Origin of the sequence: Pseudodesulfovibrio thermohalotolerans (assembly GCF_021353295.2) — a bacterium.
Lineage (GTDB): Bacteria > Desulfobacterota > Desulfovibrionia > Desulfovibrionales > Desulfovibrionaceae > Pseudodesulfovibrio > Pseudodesulfovibrio thermohalotolerans.
Genome location: NZ_CP120635.1, coordinates 1,274,789 through 1,293,833 on the forward strand (window position 1 = coordinate 1,274,789; position 19,045 = coordinate 1,293,833).

Annotated in this window: 21 protein-coding genes; 10 read left to right on the plus strand and 11 right to left on the minus strand. The window is 59.4% G+C overall.

The annotated features are described in order from the left end of the window. Positions 1-7: 7 nt before the first annotated feature. From rpsM to LF599_RS05930, 6 genes are all read left to right on the plus strand, one after another. Positions 8-379, plus strand: coding sequence for a 30S ribosomal protein S13 (gene rpsM, locus LF599_RS05905; RefSeq protein WP_269941371.1), 372 nt, complete (start codon positions 8-10; stop codon positions 377-379). A 78-nt stretch (positions 380-457) separates the two neighbouring features. After that, positions 458-844: a 30S ribosomal protein S11 gene (rpsK, locus tag LF599_RS05910; RefSeq protein ID WP_014324051.1), complete on the plus strand. Its 387-nt coding sequence runs from the start codon at positions 458-460 to the stop codon at positions 842-844. A 15-nt stretch (positions 845-859) separates the two neighbouring features. After that, the gene (rpsD, locus tag LF599_RS05915) at positions 860-1,486 is read left to right on the plus strand and encodes a 30S ribosomal protein S4 (RefSeq protein WP_269941370.1); all 627 of its coding nucleotides are present in this window, start codon (positions 860-862) and stop codon (positions 1,484-1,486) included. 12 nt (positions 1,487-1,498) lie between these two features. Then, positions 1,499-2,539, plus strand: coding sequence for a DNA-directed RNA polymerase subunit alpha (locus LF599_RS05920; protein WP_279522631.1), 1,041 nt, complete (start codon positions 1,499-1,501; stop codon positions 2,537-2,539). Continuing rightward, positions 2,529-3,008: a 50S ribosomal protein L17 gene (rplQ, locus tag LF599_RS05925; protein ID WP_279522632.1), complete on the plus strand. Its 480-nt coding sequence runs from the start codon at positions 2,529-2,531 to the stop codon at positions 3,006-3,008. The genes LF599_RS05920 and rplQ overlap by 11 nt, the downstream gene beginning before the upstream one ends. A gap of 77 nt (positions 3,009-3,085) precedes the next feature. Further along, the gene (locus LF599_RS05930) at positions 3,086-3,970 is read left to right on the plus strand and encodes a selenium metabolism-associated LysR family transcriptional regulator (protein WP_279522633.1); all 885 of its coding nucleotides are present in this window, start codon (positions 3,086-3,088) and stop codon (positions 3,968-3,970) included. Here LF599_RS05930 and LF599_RS05935 read toward each other — a convergent pair. The 4 genes from LF599_RS05935 to LF599_RS05950 all read right to left on the minus strand — a co-directional run bounded on the left by LF599_RS05935 (position 3,967) and on the right by LF599_RS05950 (position 7,700). Then, entirely contained in the window at positions 3,967-4,800 is an 834-nt protein-coding gene (locus tag LF599_RS05935; RefSeq protein ID WP_279522634.1) for a menaquinone biosynthetic enzyme MqnA/MqnD family protein, read from the minus strand. The two genes, LF599_RS05930 and LF599_RS05935, sit on opposite strands and share 4 nt — an antisense overlap. Next, complete coding sequence (mqnC, locus tag LF599_RS05940) at positions 4,800-5,870, minus strand: cyclic dehypoxanthinyl futalosine synthase (RefSeq protein WP_269941366.1); 1,071 nt, start codon at positions 5,868-5,870, stop codon at positions 4,800-4,802. Before mqnC ends, LF599_RS05935 begins: the two co-directional genes overlap by 1 nt. Before the next feature lie 89 nt (positions 5,871-5,959). Then, positions 5,960-7,054, minus strand: a complete 1,095-nt coding sequence (gene mqnE / locus LF599_RS05945; protein WP_269941365.1) for an aminofutalosine synthase MqnE — start codon at positions 7,052-7,054, stop codon at positions 5,960-5,962. Between the two features lie 4 nt (positions 7,055-7,058). Next, the gene (locus LF599_RS05950; RefSeq protein WP_279522635.1) at positions 7,059-7,700 is read right to left on the minus strand and encodes a TetR/AcrR family transcriptional regulator; all 642 of its coding nucleotides are present in this window, start codon (positions 7,698-7,700) and stop codon (positions 7,059-7,061) included. Between the two features lie 123 nt (positions 7,701-7,823). Between LF599_RS05950 and LF599_RS05955 the strand changes: the two genes are divergently transcribed. Then, positions 7,824-8,651, plus strand: a complete 828-nt coding sequence (locus LF599_RS05955) for a 1,4-dihydroxy-6-naphthoate synthase (RefSeq protein WP_279522636.1) — start codon at positions 7,824-7,826, stop codon at positions 8,649-8,651. Here the strand turns inward: LF599_RS05955 and LF599_RS05960 are convergent. The 7 genes from LF599_RS05960 to LF599_RS05990 form a co-directional block, all read right to left on the minus strand. Then, a complete protein-coding gene (locus LF599_RS05960) occupies positions 8,648-9,553 on the minus strand; it encodes a DMT family transporter (RefSeq protein ID WP_279522637.1) in 906 nt (301 codons plus the stop codon). The genes LF599_RS05955 and LF599_RS05960 overlap by 4 nt on opposite strands. A 171-nt stretch (positions 9,554-9,724) precedes the next feature. Further along, on the minus strand, positions 9,725-9,994 hold the full coding sequence (locus LF599_RS05965; protein WP_279522638.1) for a hypothetical protein: 270 nt from the start codon (positions 9,992-9,994) through the stop codon (positions 9,725-9,727). 140 nt (positions 9,995-10,134) lie between these two features. Next, a complete protein-coding gene (gene yjgA, locus LF599_RS05970; RefSeq protein WP_279522639.1) occupies positions 10,135-10,662 on the minus strand; it encodes a ribosome biogenesis factor YjgA in 528 nt (175 codons plus the stop codon). Continuing rightward, on the minus strand, positions 10,662-11,279 hold the full coding sequence (locus LF599_RS05975) for an ABC-type transport auxiliary lipoprotein family protein (protein WP_279522640.1): 618 nt from the start codon (positions 11,277-11,279) through the stop codon (positions 10,662-10,664). The genes yjgA and LF599_RS05975 overlap by 1 nt, the downstream gene beginning before the upstream one ends. 12 nt (positions 11,280-11,291) lie before the next feature. Then, positions 11,292-12,443 carry an MlaD family protein gene (locus LF599_RS05980; RefSeq protein ID WP_279522641.1) on the minus strand — a complete coding sequence of 384 codons (1,152 nt, stop codon included), beginning with the start codon at positions 12,441-12,443 and terminating at the stop codon, positions 11,292-11,294. A gap of 3 nt (positions 12,444-12,446) precedes the next feature. Next, positions 12,447-13,250: an ABC transporter ATP-binding protein gene (locus LF599_RS05985; RefSeq protein ID WP_279522642.1), complete on the minus strand. Its 804-nt coding sequence runs from the start codon at positions 13,248-13,250 to the stop codon at positions 12,447-12,449. 9 nt (positions 13,251-13,259) lie between these two features. Next, positions 13,260-14,399 carry an ABC transporter permease gene (locus tag LF599_RS05990; RefSeq protein ID WP_279522643.1) on the minus strand — a complete coding sequence of 380 codons (1,140 nt, stop codon included), beginning with the start codon at positions 14,397-14,399 and terminating at the stop codon, positions 13,260-13,262. A 162-nt stretch (positions 14,400-14,561) separates the two neighbouring features. Between LF599_RS05990 and LF599_RS05995 the strand changes: the two genes are divergently transcribed. The 3 genes from LF599_RS05995 (at position 14,562) to LF599_RS06005 (ending at position 19,032) form a co-directional block, all read left to right on the plus strand. Continuing rightward, the gene (locus LF599_RS05995) at positions 14,562-15,035 is read left to right on the plus strand and encodes an Lrp/AsnC family transcriptional regulator (protein ID WP_269941357.1); all 474 of its coding nucleotides are present in this window, start codon (positions 14,562-14,564) and stop codon (positions 15,033-15,035) included. Between the two features lie 18 nt (positions 15,036-15,053). Further along, positions 15,054-18,074, plus strand: coding sequence for a proline dehydrogenase family protein (locus LF599_RS06000; protein WP_279522644.1), 3,021 nt, complete (start codon positions 15,054-15,056; stop codon positions 18,072-18,074). Positions 18,075-18,450: 376 nt separating this feature from the next. Beyond that, complete coding sequence (locus tag LF599_RS06005; RefSeq protein ID WP_269941356.1) at positions 18,451-19,032, plus strand: TetR/AcrR family transcriptional regulator; 582 nt, start codon at positions 18,451-18,453, stop codon at positions 19,030-19,032. Positions 19,033-19,045 lie beyond the last annotated feature (13 nt).

Sequence of the window (19,045 nt, forward strand, 5' to 3'; positions counted from 1 at the left end):
AATAACTATGGCACGTATTGCTGGCGTTGATCTGCCGAGGAACAAGCGCATCGACATCGCGTTGACGTACATTTACGGCATCGGCCGGACCATGGCCCTGCAGATTCTCGACTCCACCGGAATCGACTGGAAGACCAGCAGTGATGACCTCACTGCCGAAGAAGTCAACCAGATCCGCGTCGAGATCGAAAACAACTACAAGGTTGAGGGTGACCTCCGTCGTGAGATTACCACCAACATCAAACGGCTGATGGACATTGGTTGCTATCGCGGCCTGCGTCATCGCCGCGGCCTGCCCGTTCGCGGTCAGAAATCCAAGACCAACGCCCGTACCCGCAAGGGTCCCCGTCGTTCCGTCATGGGCCGCAAGAAGAAATAACTCGACATGCGACTATCGCCAGCGCGTTCCTGAACGTGCGGGCGTTTTACAAGACTTTTATTCAACGGAGAAAAGGCAATGGCTAAACCCCGTCGCTCTGGGAAGAAAAAAGAAAAGAAGAATATTCCCGTCGGTATTGCCCACGTCAAGGCCACGTTCAACAACACGATCGTGACCTTTACCGACGTGAAGGGCAATGTCGTCAGCTGGGCTTCTGCCGGTGCTCACTTCAAGGGTTCCCGCAAGTCCACTCCTTTCGCGGCTCAGATGGCTGCCGAGGCTGCCGCCAAGCGCGCCCAGGATTCCGGCATGCGTACCGTCGGCATTTACGTCAAGGGCCCCGGGTCCGGACGTGAAGCCGCCATGCGCGCCATCAACAACGTCGGCTTCAAGGTCACTTTCATCAGGGACATCACTCCGATTCCCCACAACGGTTGCCGGCCGCCCAAACGCCGCAGGGTCTAATTAAGGAGAAAAATCGTGGCAAGATATACTGAAGCAAAATGCAAGCTGTGCCGCCGTGAGGGGGAGAAGCTCTTCCTCAAGGGTGATCGCTGCTACACCGACAAGTGCGCTTACGAGAAGCGCCCCTATCCTCCGGGACACGCCGGTCGGATGCGCCACAAGATGTCCGACTACGCCATCCAGCTTCGCGAGAAGCAGAAGGTCCGCCGCATGTACGGCGTCCTGGAAGGACAGTTCCGGATGTATTACCACCGTGCCGACGCCATGAAGGGCGTGACCGGTCACAATCTGTTGTTCCTTCTGGAACGCCGACTCGACAACGTCATCTACCGCCTCGGCTTCGCCAACTCCCGCGACCAGGCTCGCCAGTTGGTCCGCCACGGCATCTTCAAGCTCAATGGCCGCCGCGTGAGCATCCCGTCCATGCAGGTCAAAGCCGAAGACGTCATCGAAGTTCGTGAGGAAGCCCGGAAGATCCCTGTGATCAACGAGGCCCAGGAAGTCATTGCTCGCCGCGGTTGCCCCGAGTGGCTGGAGTCCGACGGCGCCAACTTCAAGGGCACGGTTAAGGCCATGCCGAGCCGGGAAGACATCCAGTTCCCGATCAACGAGCAGCTGATTGTCGAATTGTACTCCAAGTAAATAGGGGACTACATGCTTATTGAGAACGGCGACAAACTCATCAACACCCGCAATTGGAGCGAATTGGTCAAGCCCGAGGCTCTCTCGCGCGATCCCAAGTCCTCCAAGACGTACGGTAAATTCATCTGCGAACCCCTGGAGCGCGGCTATGCCACCACCATCGGCAACGCCATGCGCCGGGTTCTTCTCTCCTCCATGCAGGGGTGTGCCATCGTGTCCGCCTCCATTGAGGGAGTGCAGCATGAATTCACTACGATGCCCGGGGTTCTTGAGGATATGACCGAGGTAGTGCTTAACCTCAAGCAGGTTCGCATAGCCATGACCACGGACGAGCCTCAGCGCTTGGTCCTCGAAGCCGACAAAAAGGGGCAGGTCACGGCAGGTATGATCCAGGAGAATCAGAATGTCACCATTCTGAACAAGGATCAGCTTATCGCCACCCTGACCGAGAATCGCCCCCTCAAGATGGAGTTGGAAGTCCGCATGGGCAAAGGATACGTTCCGGCCGACATGCATGAGGGACTGACCGACGAAATCGGCTCCATGGTCCTCGACGCCAGCTACTCCCCCGTCAAGAAGGTCGCATACTCCGTCGAACAGGCGCGTGTCGGCCAGATGACGAACTATGACAAACTGATCCTGGAAGTGTGGACCGACGGTTCCGTCACTCCCGAGGATGCCTGTGCATACAGCGCCAAGATCCTTAAGGACCAGCTCTCGGTGTTCATCAACTTCGATGAATCCGCTTCCGAAACTCATGAGGAAGAAGACGATTCCATCGATCTGAACCCGAACCTCTTCAAGTCCATTGACGAGCTCGAACTCTCGGTTCGCGCCACCAACTGCTTGAAGGCCGCCAACATTCAGCTTGTGGGCGAACTGGTCCAGCGTACCGAACAGACCATGCTCAAGACCAAGAACTTCGGCCGCAAGTCTCTGGACGAAATTCGCCGTGTTCTGGACGGCATGGCCCTCAAGTTTGGCATGTCGGTCGAGGATTTTGACAAGAAATACCAGGAATGGTTGAAGAGGAAAGAGAAAAATGAGGCATAGAAAGTCCGGTCGCAAACTGAATCGGTCCAATTCGCACCGTGCCGCCATGTTCAAGAACATGGCTCGCGCGCTCCTGACCTACGAGCAGATTCGCACCACTGAAGCCAAGGCCAAAGAGCTCCGCCGCATTGTCGACAAGCTCATCACCATGGCGCTGCGCAATGACCTGCATACTCGCCGCCAGGCTTATAAGGTCCTCGGCAGCCATCAGATGGTTCAGCGTCTCTTCGACGAAATCGGCCCGCGCTTCGAAGGCGGCGTCGGCGGCTACACCCGCATCGTCAAGCTGTCCCAGCCCCGCAAGGGCGACTGCGCTCCGATGGTCATCATCGAACTGACCAAAAAGGCCGATAAGTCGGCTTCTGCAACTCCGGCCAAGGAAGAGCCCAAGAAGGCTCCCGCCAAGGCCGAGAAGAAGGAAGAGCCCAAGGCTCAACCTGAAGCCGAAAAAAAGGCTGACGAAGAATAAATAAGAAAGGGCAGGCTCCGCGCCTGCCCTTTTTTTGTTTCCTATTATAGATTTTGTCAATTTATAGGATTGGTTACATGGACATCAGAAAGCTTGAAGCATTTTGCAAGGTGTACGAACTTCAGAGTTTTTCCAAGGCCGGGGAGGCCATGTTCCTCTCGCAGCCGACAATCAGTTCCCATGTGGCCAATCTTGAGGACGAGTTGGGCGTCAAGCTGTTCGACCGGCTTGGCCGCAAGATCATGCCTACTCAGGCCGGTGACGTCCTTTACGAGAGCATGGTAAGTGTCTTCCGCAGCCTGGATCGGGCCAAAGCGGCCATCGAGGTCCTGCGTGACCGGGTTGTGGGCGAACTTCAGGTCGGTTGCAGCACCATCCCCTCTCACACCATTTTGCCGGAGCTTCTCAAGTCCTTTTCCGCAAAATTCCCAGAAGTTTCGTTCATCGTCCATACAGCGGACTCGTGCGAAGTCATCAGGCGGGTGGCCAGCGGCGACTGGCCTGTCGGCATTGTCGGCAAACGGCCCGAAGAAGAGGAGTTGACCTCCACGCTGCTGGCCCGCGACGAGACCATTCTGGTGGCTTCGCCCGACGCTCCCTGGCTGCCTGCTGAACGTGAGCCGTCTTTGGACCGGCTGGTCGAACTGCCGTGGGTCATGCGGGTCAAGGGGTCGGCCACGCGGATGGTTTTGGAAGACGCCTTGAAAGGCGCCGGTTATTCCCTGCAGAATCTGAACGTTCGTTGCCGGGTTGAAGGTACGTGCGAGAGTCTGGCGCACGCCGTGCACGGCGTGGGCGTTTGCTTCACGTCCAAGCTGGCGGCCCAGTCGCTGCTCGACAGCGGCGAGGTGGTGCGCATCAACGCCCCGGCCCTGGAAGGGCGCAGAGAGTTCTATCTCATCCACCACGGCGGCCGGTACATGTTCCCGGCGTTGAAGGCATTCGTCGGTTTTGTTCGCTAGATCGCTTCCGGCAGGAAGACTAGCTCCGGAACGCGGTCGATGATCCCGGTTTCCACAAGGCTTTCGTAGAAGGTCTTCATCCCTATTTGCTCCTCGGCGCCGAGATCGTAGACCAGGCCGTCGAAGTAGGAGCACATTTCCTTGTCGTTCAGGCAGCTCTCTTCGGCAGCCATCACGCAGACGTCGCCGATGTTTTCCACGCCCCAGCGTTTGCCTTTCAGGAGCATCTCCGCTGCCTTTTTAACTTTTTCCCGATCCCGGTCCCAGCTTTCACGCTGCACGATCCAGACGCCGAAGATGAAGGGCAGTCCGGTCAGTTCGCGCCATGCCTCACCCAGGTCGATTCGGTGGGGATAGTCCGGGTGGTACCGAAGGTTCAGCGCCTCGTCGCCGATGCACAGGATGGCTTCGGGACGTTCGCCTTTGTCGAGGATTGCAGTGGCGTTGTCAGTCACGAAGCCGGTTTTGATCTTCCACAGCTTGGCTTGCAGCACGCGGAGCAGGGCGGCGGAGGTGTGTGACTGAGAGCTTACCAAGATGGTTTCGGCGTCCAGTTCCTCCACCGGGCGGCGGCTCAGGAGCAGCACGGATTGCACGGGGCCCCGGCTGCCGATGGCGATGTCCGGGATGAGGTAGTATTTATCCGCGTGGCGGGCGTATTCCACGCTGGAGGCAGCGGAAAGGTCGAGCTTGCCAGCATCCATGAGCCTGTTCAGTTCGGCGGGTGGGCCGGAGGTCACTTCGCAGTCGAGGGGAAGGATGCCGGATTCCAGGGGATGATAGATGGGCAGGACATTGAGATAGCCGATTTTTCCGAGACGAACGGACATTACTTTGTCTCCATCAGTGTGTAGTCCATCGTGCGTTGCCGGGGAATGAACCCGGCGCCCTCGACGAGGCGGTGGATTTCCTCGCATGAGAGGCGGAAGGCGACGCCTGCGGCCTTGACCACGTTTTCCTCGATCATGGTCGAGCCGAAGTCGTTGCCGCCGAAATAAAGGGCCAACTGAGCGATTTTCGGCCCCATGGTCACCCAGGAGACCTGGATGTTGTCCACGTTGTCGAGAACGATGCGGGAGACGGCCAGGGTGCGCAGATATTCCACGCTCGTGAGCTTGCGGCAACGGGAGAGGGCGGTGTGGTCCGGCTGGAAGGTCCAGGGAATGAAGGCGGTGAATCCGCCGGTCCTGTCCTGAACTTCCCGCACACGGAAAAGGTGTTCCAAACGTTGCGCCGGTGTTTCCAGGTGGCCGAACATCATGGTCGCGGTTGTGCGCAGCCCCTGGTTGTGAGCTTCTTCCATGACGCCGAGCCATTGGTCGGACGGACATTTGTTGGGAGCCACTCGGGAGCGGACCTCGTCCACCAGGATTTCAGCCCCGCCGCCGGGAATGGAGTCCAGTCCGGCAGCGCGCAGCCTATGGATGACCTCGGCCACGGTGATGCCTTCCTTTTCGCTCCAGAAGACTACCTCGGGCGGAGAAAAGGCGTGGATGTGCACGGGGTGATTCGCCTTGATCCAGCGGAGCATTTCCTCGTACCAGGTCAAGGGCAGGTCCGGATGGTGCCCGCCCTGCATCAGGATTTGGGTGCCGCCGAGGGCGACCGTCTCGTCAATCTTGCGCCCGATTTCCTCGAAGGAGAGAACATACCCGTCCTTGTCGCCCGGTTCGCGGTAGAATGCGCAGAACTTGCAGCAGCAGACGCAGACGTTGGAATAGTTGATGTTCCGGTCCACCACATACGTGACCAGCGGCTCAGGATGCTTGTTCAGCCGTACCTGGTGCGCCAACTGGCCGAGGGCGTGAAAATCCGCTTCGGCATACAGCAGTTCGGACTCCTGGAAATCGATGCGTTCGCCGTCCAAAACTTTTTCGAATATCTTCTTCAGTTCACTCATGGTGTTTCTCGCAAGCGCTAGCCTGTCGTCCCTGCCCGCCCCGAAGTATTTCAGAAGGCTCGCGTCGGGTGGAGGAGGCGAAGGTGTTGTTACACTTCGTTGAAAAAGCCGTCGCGTTCGACGGGAGTGCAGCCGCAGCCCCGAATCATGTCTTCGAGTTCGGATCTGGTCAGTCCCTGTTCGGAGGTGGCTCCGGCCTCATGCCCGATCTTTTCCTCGATGACGGTGCCATCGAAGTCGTCCGCCCCGAATTTGAGTGCGGCCTGGGCCTGCTTGACGCCGAGCATGACCCAGTAGGCCTTGATGTGCGGGATGTTGTCGAGGAGCAGGCGGGACACGGCGATGGTTCGCAACTCTTCAAGTCCGGTCAGCGGGTTATCGATCTTGAGCTGGCTGTTTTCGGTCAGGAAGGGGAGCGGGATGAAGCAGGTATAGCCGCCGCCACGATCCTGGGATTCGCGGAGCCGGATAAGATGGTCCACGCGGTCCTCCAGGGATTCGATGTGGCCGAAGAGCATGGTGGCGTTGGTCTTGAGACCGAGTCCGTGGGCTTCTTCGTGGATGGCCAGCCATTCGTCCGCCGTGGCCTTGCGCGGGCAGAGCCGTTCCCTGACATCCGGAGCGAAAATCTCGGCTCCGCCGCCGGGCAGCATACCGAGTCCGGCTTCCTTGAGGTGAGAGAGGACCTCGCGGGTGGAGATGCCCTCCAGGCTCGCGAAGTGGGCGATTTCCACGGCGGTGAAACATTTGAGAATCGCGTCCGGATAGCGGTCGCGGACAGTGCTGAGGAGGTCCTCGAAATAGGCCAGGCCGAGCCTTGGGTGGCAGCCGCCCACGACGTGGACCTCGCGCGGCGGAAGCGGGGCCGCTTCAAGCTTGGCAAGGACATCCTCGCGGGTGAGGACGAAGCCGCCGCTTTGCCCCTCCTCGCGTTGGTAGGCGCAGAAGACGCAGCCGTTGACGCAGACGTTGGTGTAGTTGATGTGGCGGTTGACCACATAGAACGCCTTGTCGCCATGCAGGCGGGTGCGCGCGCGATGGGCCAGCGCGCCCACGGCCAGCGGTTCCGGGCAGCGGAAGAGACGCAGGCCGTCCTCGAAGGAGAGACGTTGGCCCGTCTCGACCTTGTCCCGGATGTCGGCCAGATTCATGTTGTCGAAATAGTCGCTTTTGAACAGGTTCATGCGGTTACTCCTGTGAAGGGGTGTCGGCCAGGCCATGGCGCAGGAATGCGGCCAGGGCGCGGGCGCGGGCCTGCAGGTTGGCTGCCGGGGCGAGCCCGTTGTCCAGTGAGGGCACGGCGTATCCCTGGAGGAAGCGGTCCATGACCGCGTGCAGGGTGAAGACTGCCATGTCCACGTCCAGAGAGACCGGAAGCTCTCCGGCCTTGATGCCGTTCTCGATGAGCTGGCGGAGGTACTTGGCGTTGGCCCCCCGGATTTCGCCGAGAAAGCGTTCGCGCAACGGAAAATTCTCGTTGAAGAGCATCTTCAGATAGATGCGGTAAAGGTTGGGGTGCTCGTCCACGAACTTGGCCCCGGCCAGAAAACTCTGCTCAATGCGCTCGAAGAAATCGAGGTCGGGCGTGGCGCGGATGGCTTTGAGCGGTTTTTTGAAACCGGCCACGGCGTGGCCGAAGATGTGCTCGAACAATCCCTGTTTGGTGCCGAAATATTTGAACAGCGATCCCTTGGCGATACCCAGACGGTCCACAATGCGGTTGATGGACGCCTGATGATAGCCGTGCTCGGCGAATTCTACCGTCGCTTCGTCCAGAACGCGACGTTGCTTTTCTTCCGGCAGGTTTTCAAAGGTTTTTTTTGTTGTCATACTATACGTACTTGCGCTTTTCGTTTGCTTTCGTTAGTGGTGACCAAGTGGTCACTTTGATTACAGGCACGCGGCAATCGTGTCAAGTATGGTGGTGAAAATCAGTAAAAGCGGTATGTTGTGATGCAAGAAACACTGACTCTCGGCTATTCTCCCTGTCCCAATGACACATTCATCTTTCATGCGCTTACAACCGGGCTTGTCCCATGGCCGGGCGGGCTCGACGTGACTCTGGCTGACGTGGAGGAACTCAACGGACTGGCGGCGCAAGGCGCGTTGGACGTGGTCAAGGTATCCACGGCTGCCGCCGCGTCCATTCTAGATGATTACGTGCTTTTGCGCGCGGGCGGAGCCATGGGCTACGGGGCCGGTCCCGTGCTGGTGGCGGGGAGGTCAAGGCCGTTCGCGTCCCTGGACGGCTGCAAGGTGGCCATTCCGGGCGAGCGGACAACGGCCAATCTGATTTTCGGCCTGTGCTGTCGTGAGGTCAACATATCGGTCACGCGCTTGCCCATGGTCTTCGACGAGGTCATGCCCGCCGTCGAGGCGGGGCTGGCGGACGCGGGCGTGGTCATTCACGAGGGACGATTCACCTTCGCCGGGCGCGGTCTGTACCGGGTGCTTGATCTGGGGGCGTGGTGGGAGGCGCATACGGGACTTCCCATCCCGTTGGGTGCCATCGCCATCAAGCGGTCGCTGGGCGAGGAAACGGCTCGGCGCATGAACGAAGCCATTCGCCAGAGCCTGCTGTACGCCCGCCGCAAGCCCGAGGCCGGGCGTGACTATATTCGGGGGCACGCCCAGGAGTTGAGCCCCTCGGTCATCCGTACCCACATAGAGACCTTTGTTACGGACTACAGCTTGGATGTCGGAGAGGCCGGGATACAGGCGGTTTCGCGTCTGCTGACCGAAGCAGGCTGTGGACGCGAGGATATTTTCATCCGGATTTAGTCGGTCGAAGCGGCTTTTTTCGACTTGGCGTCCTGGCTGACATAGACACCGGCGATGACCAGGGCCGAGGCCGCGTACTGCATCCAGTTGAGTCGTTCTCCCAGCAGGACAAACCCCATGCCCAAGGTGATGACCGGGATGAGGTTGATGAACGCCGACGCCTGGGCCGTGGGAATCTTGGACATCCCGTAGTTGTACATCCCATAGGCGCCGAGGCTCACGAATACTCCCAGATAGAGTACGGCGGCGACTCCGGTGAAGTCGAAGGCCGTGGGCAGCTCGGTGGAGGGCAGAAACAGGAGCGGGAAATAGAACGCCGAGCCCACGAACGCCTGGACCATGGTCAGGAACCACGGGCTGTAGCGGGGAGTGAGCTTCTTGAGGGAGATCATGTAGCCGCAGGCGCAGACCATGGCCAGAAACTCAAGGAAGTTGCCGAGCGTCGGGTTGGAGGCAGTGGCCGTTGGCTCGGCTACGCTGGACAGGATCACCGCGCCGACGATGGCCAGGCAGAATCCGGCGACGGTTCGCCATTTCAGCGGCTCCTTCAACGTCAGGCGGGCAGCCACGGCCACCATGAGCGGCAGCAGGGCGCAGATCATTCCGGCCTGAGAGGCGTCCGTGTAGGTCAGGGCCATGGCTTCGAATACGAAATAGAGCCCGGGCTCGCAGATGCCCATGAAAGCAAGCAGCTTCCAGTCGCCCGGCTGATAGTCGATCCTTCGCAGGTTCTTGAAGACCAGCAGAAAGCAGAGCGAGGCCACGAACATGCGGCCGAAAATGACCACCATGGGATCGAAGCGCTGAAAGGCGATCTTGAGAACTATAAACGAACTGGCCCACAGCAGCACAGCGGCCCAAAGTGCCGCCAATGCGCGCGTTTTCCCTTCGATAAACACCATGAACATACTCCTGACAATGTGATCGAACCATCTAACATTGTTCATCTGTGAAGGGAATAGCGGCCGCCATCACATATTCGGATGAAGCGTATCGGCGGTTTCGGATTTTGAAACGAGAAAAGGGCCCCGCTTTCGCTGGACCCTTTTCTCGGTGTTCTATGAAATATGACCCTAGTGGGGGCAGACGGCGAGCACGTTGACCGGCTTGAATCCGTTGGCCGGGTCTTCCGCGTAGCGGCAACCCAGATGAGAATCGTCGCGTTTGTGCAGGATGTCGGTCTCGGAGCCGATATAGTGCGGGCAACTGTTGTTGTTGCAGATGAGGATGACCCCCCAACCCGTTTCAGGCGGCGCCAGCCAGGCGTCCAGCCGCTTTCCGCAATGCGGGCAATCCCTGTCGGGCAATTCCGTGACGATGCCGGCGTATTCGTGGATAACCATCTATATCATCTCCTTGGATGCGGCGATCAGGCCGTCGTTGATTCAATAAGCAAAGATAATCCTTGAAACCCCGCCGTCAAGGCCCTCATCCGATTTTTCGGGTCTCCGGCGGCTGGATATGAAGCATTTTGATCGTCCGGTCAGTTCTCGTCCGGCAGACTGCGGAGAAGGCGAAACAGGGCGCGGGAATTCTTGGGGGGCTTGCCGTTGGCGTTTTCGCGGCGCGCGCCGAGGGTCAGTTGGCGGAGTTGCCGTCCCTCTTCCGGGTGGTGTTCGAAAAGGGTCTGGAGCAGGTCGTCGTCGCCGCCGACGAGGCGGTCGCGGAGGGATTCCACCCGTTTGAACTCGTTGGTTTTGATGGAGTGGCCAAGTTTGGCGGCCTCCACCAGCTCGCATACGTGGGTGGTGTCGAAGGTGCGCATGAGCTTGCCCACATACTGCATGTGGCGTCGTTTGGCCTCGTGCTTGGTCATGGTCTTGATGAGCAGCAGAGCCTTTTCCACCTCGGGAGGCAGGTCGGCTTCCTTGACGATCTTGTCGCCCAGCGCCGCCAGGTCGGCTCCGAGTTGTTGCAGGGCGATCATGTCGCGCTTGAGTTGGGAGCGGCTTGGGCGATCTTCGAACTCGTCGAATTCCTCAGGACGATAGGTGCTTTTTCTCTTGGCCATCAATCTTTGAGCGGCGCGGCGGCCATGTCGGTTTCAAGGTTTGCGTAAATATTTTGGACGGCCACGGTCATGGCTTGGACCAGGGCGTCCGGGTCGGTCGAGGACATCGGGATGCGTTCCTTGTACGACCCTGAAAAGACGATCGCGTTGTCCTGGGTGGACTCGTCCACCGCGAAGAACTGCATCTCGACCACGGCTGCGGGCTGTTCGGCGGAGTAGTCGCCGTACAGGGCGTTGACCGCCCCTTCCACAGTCAGCCCCGGCACGACCATGCTGCCCGGTTCGATGACATGCTTGAACAGGCCGGACGCGCTCAGCCAGCGGCGTAGTTCCGTGGTCAGCATGTTGGATGGGGGAACGAAGAACTTGTTGTAGAAGTCGGATTCGATATGCCCGTCGGCCCCCCTGTAGACCAGCTCGCGGGTATTGTACAGGTCGGAGGCCGACAGACGGCGGACCAGAAGGATGATGTCCTTGGGGGCGTCGGCCTTTTGAGCGGTTCGCACAGGGGATATCTGGTAGAATCGCTTATCCAGGGGCTGAGCGCCCAGCTTGACGCAGGCGGACGCTGCCAGGGCCGCGATCAGCGCGGCGGCGAGTATGACGTATCGTTTCATGGCGGACACCCTTTAGTTGTTCTCGGGGTGAGGTTTGCTCGGCGGAGTGCCGAAAAACAGACCGGACGGATACCGCTTGGCCTCGTCCGTGAGTTCCTTGACGTTCAGCATTATTTCCCTGGTGTCTTCAAGGATGGAGCGGATGTTCGTCTCCTCGGAGGCGACAACCCCATTGAGGCGATTGACCAGGATGTGGACCTTGCCCACGGCTGCGGCCAGGGCCGCCGACGCCTTGGAAATGTTGTCCAGGGTGGGGGCTATGTTGTCCATGGCTTCGTCCATGCGGGGGTCGGCCATGGCCTTGCTCAGGTTGAGAGTGGCTTGCTTGAAGCCCGCGATGGCCTGTCTGGCTTCGGCGGCCGTTTGGATGATGTCGTCCGCCGATTCCTCGGTGATCCGGTTGACGTTTGCCAGGACCGAAGCCGTGTTCGGGATGATGGTTTCGGCTGCGGGATCAGCGAGGATCTCGTCCGAGCGGGCCAGGATGCTTTCGGTGGATCGGAGGATGTCGAGGATTTTGGCGCCCGCTTCCTTGCCCCCCTCGGCCTTCATGAAGTTGTCGAGGGTGTTGACGATGGATTTGACGTCCGTGATGATGGATTCGATGTCTTCCTGTTTCAGGCCGCTCAGCGTCTTGCTGATGGTGGTGAAGGCTTCCTCGATCCGGCTCAGGGTGGACGGCACCGACGGGACATAGGCATATCTCGGGGTCCATTTGATGGGCAGGGGCGGATTGGCCTTCGGGTCTTCGTAGATCGTGTTCAGGAAAAGCTGGCCGGTCAGGCCCAGGGAGGTGGTCCGGATGCGCATTCCGCGTTTGGTTTCTCGTTCGATATGGGCGTTGAATTCCTTCTCGGTCATTTCCTCGAAGAGGTCCGGGTTGACTTCACACCGGACGTAGACGTAGCGCACTTCGTGGGTGTGGGAAAGTTCGTAGATGTTCGTCACGAAGTTGATCTCGGCCACGCGGCCTACCTGGACGCCGCGCAGTTTCACCGGGGAGCCGACGGACAGCCCGTTGACGGATTCGTCGAAGTAGGTTTCCAGGGGATAGGACGTCTGGAAGTAGCGTCCGGCTCCGAGGATGATGACGACCGCCAGGAGCATTCCCGTGCCGAGGACGATATAGAGTCCGAGCTTGAAGTAATCTTTTTTGCGTACCATGGCCTATCCTTGGGCTGACGGTTGTTCGGCCGGATCGTGTTCGGGGACGCCTATGTTCGGCTGCCGGTGGAAGAATCGTTTGACGAACAGGTTGTCCGATGTGTCCCGCAACACGCGGGGATCGCCTTCGGCCACGATGGATTTGACCGCTTTGTCGAGCATGATGACTCGGTCCGCTATTTTGTAAATGCTTTCCAATTCATGGGTAACAATGACGAAGGTGATGCCGAGGTTTTTTGAAAGATCGAGGATCAGGTCATCCAGGACCGCGCTGGAAATGGGGTCCAGGCCCGCGCCTGGCTCGTCCAGAAAGAGGATGCCTGGATCGAGCGACATGGCCCGGGCGATGGCGGCCCGTTTTTTCATGCCTCCCGACAGTGCCGAGGGCATCTTGTAGGCCGCGTGCTCCATGTCTACCATGGCCAGCTTTGACAGGGCGACGAGTTCGATGGCCTCGGGCGGAAGGTCGGTGAATTCCTCCAGCGGGAGCATGACGTTCTGGAGTACGGACATGGACCCGAAAAGCGCGCCCATCTGATACATGACTCCGAATTTGCGCATGATGGCCTGACGCGCGTCGTCGCTGGCCGAGGTTAGTTCATCCTCGCCGAAATGGACCTGGCCGGACATGGGCTCCACCAGGCCGATCATGTTCTTGAGCAGGGTCGACTTGCCGCAGCCCGAGCCGCCGAGGATGATGAAGACTTCGCCTCTGTGGACATCGAAGGTGACGTTGTCCACCACTACGTGGTCGCCGTAGCCGCAGGTCAGGTTGCGCACGCTGATGATTGGGGTTTCGTCCGTCATGCCGCCCATCTATATTCCCAAGTAGTAATACACCACGGCGAAGAGGCCGTCGGCAAAGGCTATGAGGATGATGCCGGAGACCACGGCGCTGGTGGTGGACAGGCCCACGGCGCTTGCGCCGGAACGTGTCTGGATGCCCCGCAGGCAGCCCACGCCCGCCACCAGGAAGCTGAAGACCAGTCCCTTGACCATGCCGCCCCAGAAGTCGGTCATGCTGAGGTAGGAGAAGACGCGCGAGGTGAATGTCACCAGGGGGTAGCCCATGGAGAGCATGACCACCGCGCCGCCCACCAGGCTGGCCAGGTTGAAGAACATGGTCATCAGCGGGACCATGAGAATCGTAGCGATAATCTTGGGAACCACAAGAAAACGCATGGGGGAAAGCCCCATGGTTGTCAGGGCGTCCAGTTCCTCATTGATCTTCATTGTTCCGATTTCGGCGGCGAAGGCCGAGCCGGAACGGGCCGCCAGGAGAATGGAGGTGACCAGCGGGCCCATCTCCCGAAACATGACCAGGCCGAGCATGTTGGGGACGAATATCTCGCCGCCGAACCGTTGCAGGCTGATGGCGGACTGGAAGGACATGATAAGCCCCATGAGGAAGCCTATGAGCACGATGATGAACATGGACTCCACGCCCACGTTGATGCAGGCCAGGGCTACGTCTTTCCATCGGATCTGGCGCGGGTGGGCGATCACCTGGCCGATCAGGGAAAAGGATTCGCCCACGAAGGCGATCATTTCGCGGGTGTTGCGCCAAAGATCTCCGGCCGAAGTCCCGTCGTCGGCGTCGCGCCTTTCCGTGTCACCGTCGCGCCGTTCCGGAAGAGTGGATTCCCAGGTCAGGGAAATCAGTCCCCTGTCCTCTTCGCTCAGGTTGGCGAGATCGATGGCGGCCTTTTTCCCGGCGCAAAGTTCTTTCAGTTTGAGGAGCAGGGCCACGCCCGAGCCGTCCATATAAGTCACTCCGCCGCAGTCGGCGATCAGCCTGGCAAATCCTGCGGAAGACGCGCCCTTGACGGCCTCGTTCCAGACCGAGGCCGTGCCCGCCGCATCCAGGCGGCCGGACAGGGCTATGGTCAGCCCGTCGCCCTGGACGGCGATGGAGACCTGCGCGTCGGTCCGGTTGTGGTTGTCTTTGGCTTTCATGAGGCTCTGTGTCCTTTTTGGGGCTATGGGGTTGGCCCAACCCTGTCTATTTGTAAGATTATCCGAGGACGCGGAAAAAGAAAAGCTGTATGTGCGGCCGCGTTCTTTGGGGGGGCGGAAGATGCTTGACAAGATTGTGGAAGAATATTATTCCTTTATTCTATGAATAACAGAAAGATTGACAAATTGGATTTGGAGATTCTGAATATCCTTCAGGAAGACGGAAAGGTATCCAATGCCGAGATCGCCCGGAAGGTCGGCAAGGCTCCTTCGGCCGTTTTGGAGCGCGTGCGCAAGCTGAGGAAGAGCGGAATCATCAAAGGCTATGAATGTATTGTCAACCACAAAGCTCTGGGGCGGGGCTTGACGGCCTTCACCTCCATCCGGGTGGAAGAGGGCGTGGGCGCCACCGAGGTCGGCGAGAAGCTGGCCGAGTTCCCCGAGGTTCTGGAGGTTCATTACACGGCAGGGCGGGATTCGTATTTGGTCAAGGTTCGGGTCGAGGACACCGAGGCGTTGCAGACGACGCTGGCCAAGTTCGGGACCATCGGGCCGGTCAGGGACACCAACTCGACCATCGTGCTAACCACGGTCAAGGAGTCGAGGATTATACCGCTGCCCCACGAAAACGACTAGACGCACAAGGAGTCAGCAATGTCCGCAACACCGACCTCCCTGGATCCGAGAATAATCGCTCGGGGCAGGGAGTTTTTTTCGTCCATTTCGGGAGAATCTCCTTCGGTTTTCAATAAGGGCTGGTGGACCGGAAAGGTCATGGACTGGGCCATGAAAAACGAAGATTTCAAGGTTCAGATGTTCAGATTTGTTGACGTTCTTCCGTACCTGAACACGTCCGATTCCCTGTCGCGCCATATCGAAGAATATTTCGCGGGCGAAGATTCCAACATTCCCGACGTGCTCAAATGGGGCGCCACCAAGACCAAGTTCGGCGGCGGCCTTGTGGCCAAGGTCCTGAACAAGACCATCCGCTCCAATATCGAGTCCATGGCCCGCCAGTTCATCATCGGCCAGGAGGCCAGGGAGGCGGTCAAGGGCATCAAGAAACTGCGCAAGGACGGTTTCGCCTTCGTCCTCGACCTGCTTGGCGAGGCCACGGTCTCCGAAGTGGAGTCCGAGGCCTACCGCGACGGTTATCTGGAAGTCCTGGACGCCATACATAAGGAATTGGACAAGTGGAAACCGCTCGACGCTTCCTCCGGCGACCAGGATTGGGGTCATGCGCCCAAGGTCAACGTGGCGGTCAAGCCGTCGGCCTTCTATTCCCAGTCCAAGCCCGTGGACGTGGAGGGCACCGTGGACGGCATGGTCCGCAGTATCGAGCCGGTGTACAGGAAGGTCATGGAGATGGGCGGTTTCATGTGCATCGACATGGAGCAGCTCAAGTACAAGGAGGCCACGGTCGAGCTCTACAAGCGGCTGCGGCTCAAGTACCCGAACTATCCGCATCTGGGCATCGTCTTCCAGGCCTATCTCAAGACCGTGGACGAGGATGTGCGCCTGTTCATCGACTGGGCCCGTGAGGCCGGTCTTCCGGTGTCCATCCGGCTGGTCAAGGGGGCCTATTGGGACTACGAAACCGTGCTGGCCAAGCAGAACGACTGGCCCGTGCCCGTCTGGACCCACAAGCCCGAGTCCGACATGGCCTACGAGCGCGTGTCCCGCTACATCCTTGAAAATCATGACATCTGCCATTTCGCCTGCGCCTCGCACAACATCCGCACCATCTCCTCGGTCATGGAGAACGCGACGGAGCTGAAGGTGCCGGAGGACCGCTACGAGTTCCAGGTCCTCTACGGCATGGCGGAACCCGTGCGCAAGGGGCTCAAGAACGTGGCCCGGCGCGTGCGTCTGTACTGCCCCTACGGCGATCTCCTTCCCGGCATGGCCTACCTGGTCCGGCGGCTGCTCGAAAACACGGCCAACGAGTCCTTCCTCAAGCAGACCTTCGCCGACGAAGCGGATATGGAGCGTCTGCTTGAAAATCCCTCGGAGACCTTGCGCCGTCAGCTTGAGGGCAAGTGCAGGACCGGACAGGAAGAGCGCGAAGGGCTGCCCCGGTTCAGGAACTTCCCGCCCGCCGACTTCACCGTTCCGGCGGAGCGTGAAGCGTATCCCGCGTCCATCGCCCGAATTCGTTCCGCCATGGGCGGACGGGTTCCGCTTTTCATCAACGGCCGGGACGTGACCACCGACGACGTGCTGGATTCCTACAATCCGGCAAACCCCGGGGAGATTGTCGGTTCCGTTTGCCAGGCGGGCGTGGCCGAGGTCGACGCCGCCGTGGAGGCGGCCAGGGTGGCCTATCCGGTCTGGCGCGACGTTCCGCCCGAGGAGCGGGCGCAGGTTCTGCTCAAGGCCGCTGCGCATCTCAAGGCCAACGTCCACGAAATGGCCGCGCTCCAGGTCCTCGAAGTGGGCAAGCAGTGGGATCAGGCTCAGGCGGACGTGGGCGAGGCCATCGACTTCCTCGAATACTACGCCCGCGAGATGATCCGCCTGGGCAAGCCGCGCCGCATGGGCCGGGCTCCCGGCGAGATGAGCCACCTCTTTTATCAGGGCAAGGGCGTTGCCGCCGTCATCGCGCCCTGGAACTTCCCCATGGCCATCTCCGTGGGCATGGTCTCTGCCGCCATCGTCTGCGGCAACCCCGTGGTCTACAAGCCGGCCGGTTCCTCGTCCTGCGTGGGACGTGCCCTGGTGGACATGTGGAAGGCCGCAGGTCTGCCCGACGGGGTCTTCAACTACTGCCCCGGCCGGGGTTCGGTCATGGGCGATCATCTGGTGGACCACCCCGACGTGGCGGTGATCGCCTTCACCGGCTCCATGGAGGTCGGCCTGCGCATTCAGGAACGCGCCGCCGTGGTTCAACCCGGCCAGCAGCACTGCAAGCGGGTTATCGCCGAAATGGGCGGCAAGAACGCTATCATCGTCGATGACGACGCCGATCTCGACGAGGCCGTGCTCGGCGTGCTTTATTCCGCATTCGGCTTCCAGGGACAGAAGTGCTCGGCCTGCTCCCGGGCCGTGGTTCTCGACGCCATCTACGACCGCTTCGTGAGCCGTCTCGTCGAGGCAGCCAAGTCCGTCAAGCTCGGCCCGGCCGAGAATCCGGCCAACTACATGGGGCCGGTGGTGGACGAGGCCGCCCGCAAGAACGTCATGCGTTACGTCGGGATCGCCGAGGAAGAGGGCAGCGTGCTCGTCAAGCGCGAGGTTTCCGACGATCTCAAGGCCTCCGGCGGCTGCTACGTGCCCCTGACCATCGTTGAAAATATCACAAAGGAACACCGCATCGCGCAGGAAGAGGTTTTCGGCCCGGTGCTCTCGGTCATGCGTGCCGCAGACATGAATGCGGCCCTGGAGATCGCCAACTCCACCCGGTTTGCTCTGACCGGGGCCATCTACTCCCGCAGTCCGCGCAACCTGGAACGGGCGTCCAGGGAGTTCCGCGTGGGCAACCTGTATCTGAACAAGCCTTCGGTGGGCGCGCTCGTGGAACGCCACGCCTTTGGCGGTTTCAAGATGTCCGGCGTGGGCTCCAAGTCCGGCGGCCCGGACTACCTGCTCCAGTTCATGGACCCGCGCCTTGTCTGCGAGAACACCATGCGCCGGGGCTTTGCCCCCATCGAGGAAGGCGACGACTGGCTGAGCTAGTCTATTCGTCATTTGAAAAGCCAAGCCCTGCCCGATCTACCGGGCGGGGCTTTTTTGTCGGAGTTCCTTTTGGTTGCCGGTCCCTGTCGTCCGTGACGATCTTTCTTTTCCTCCTCGTTTCATAGGATCTCCCGGCCGTGGTGCACTGAGGTGCTTTAGGCAGAAAAAACGGCTCGCCAAGGGGCAATTTTTTTCATTTTTTTTCTGTTAGGCCAATTCCGATGCCTCGACTTTTTCAATGATATTATGGCCCTTGCTTGTGAAACTGAGTGTTTACTCAGTTTAGCCCGTTTCTTTGACTTTGTGCCGTTTTATCCAGTATTAGAGAAAAAACTGAGTGGACACTCGGTTAGATTGGGAAAAAAGGATCAAAGGCATGAAGAAGAAGGAAGCCATCCTCAAGGTCGCCACGTTCATGTTCGCTCACAAGGGGTTTGCGGACACGTCGGGGCAGGAACTTGCCCGCCTCACCGGGGTGGCCGAGGGGACGATCTTCTATCACTTCAAGACGAAGGAGGGCTTGCTGCTCGCGATCCTTGAGAAGACCAGGGACGAGATAGTGGACCAATTTGAACGGTTCTTGGAGAACAGGCCGTTCAAGTCGGGTCTTGAGATGACGGAGGAGGTCGTCTCTTTCTATCTTTATCTGGCCGGTCTGATGGAAGATAAGTTCCTGCTCCTTCACCGTCACTTTCTCTACCAGTACTCCGAGTCGAATCCGGAGTTCAGGGCGAACCTGGAGGATATCTACAATTGCCTCGTGGACATCTTCGAGAAGGCTATCGTGACGGGGCGGGAGGACGGCTCCATCAGCTTGGAAATCAATCCCAGGAAATCGGCGCTCATTCTGTTTACGATGGCAGATGGTCTGGTTCGATTTAAAAACTACAACCTGTACGATGCGGGCGCGCTGTTCAACGAACTGATGCGCACATGCCGCAGGATGTTGCAGGCATAATCCAAGGAAGAGG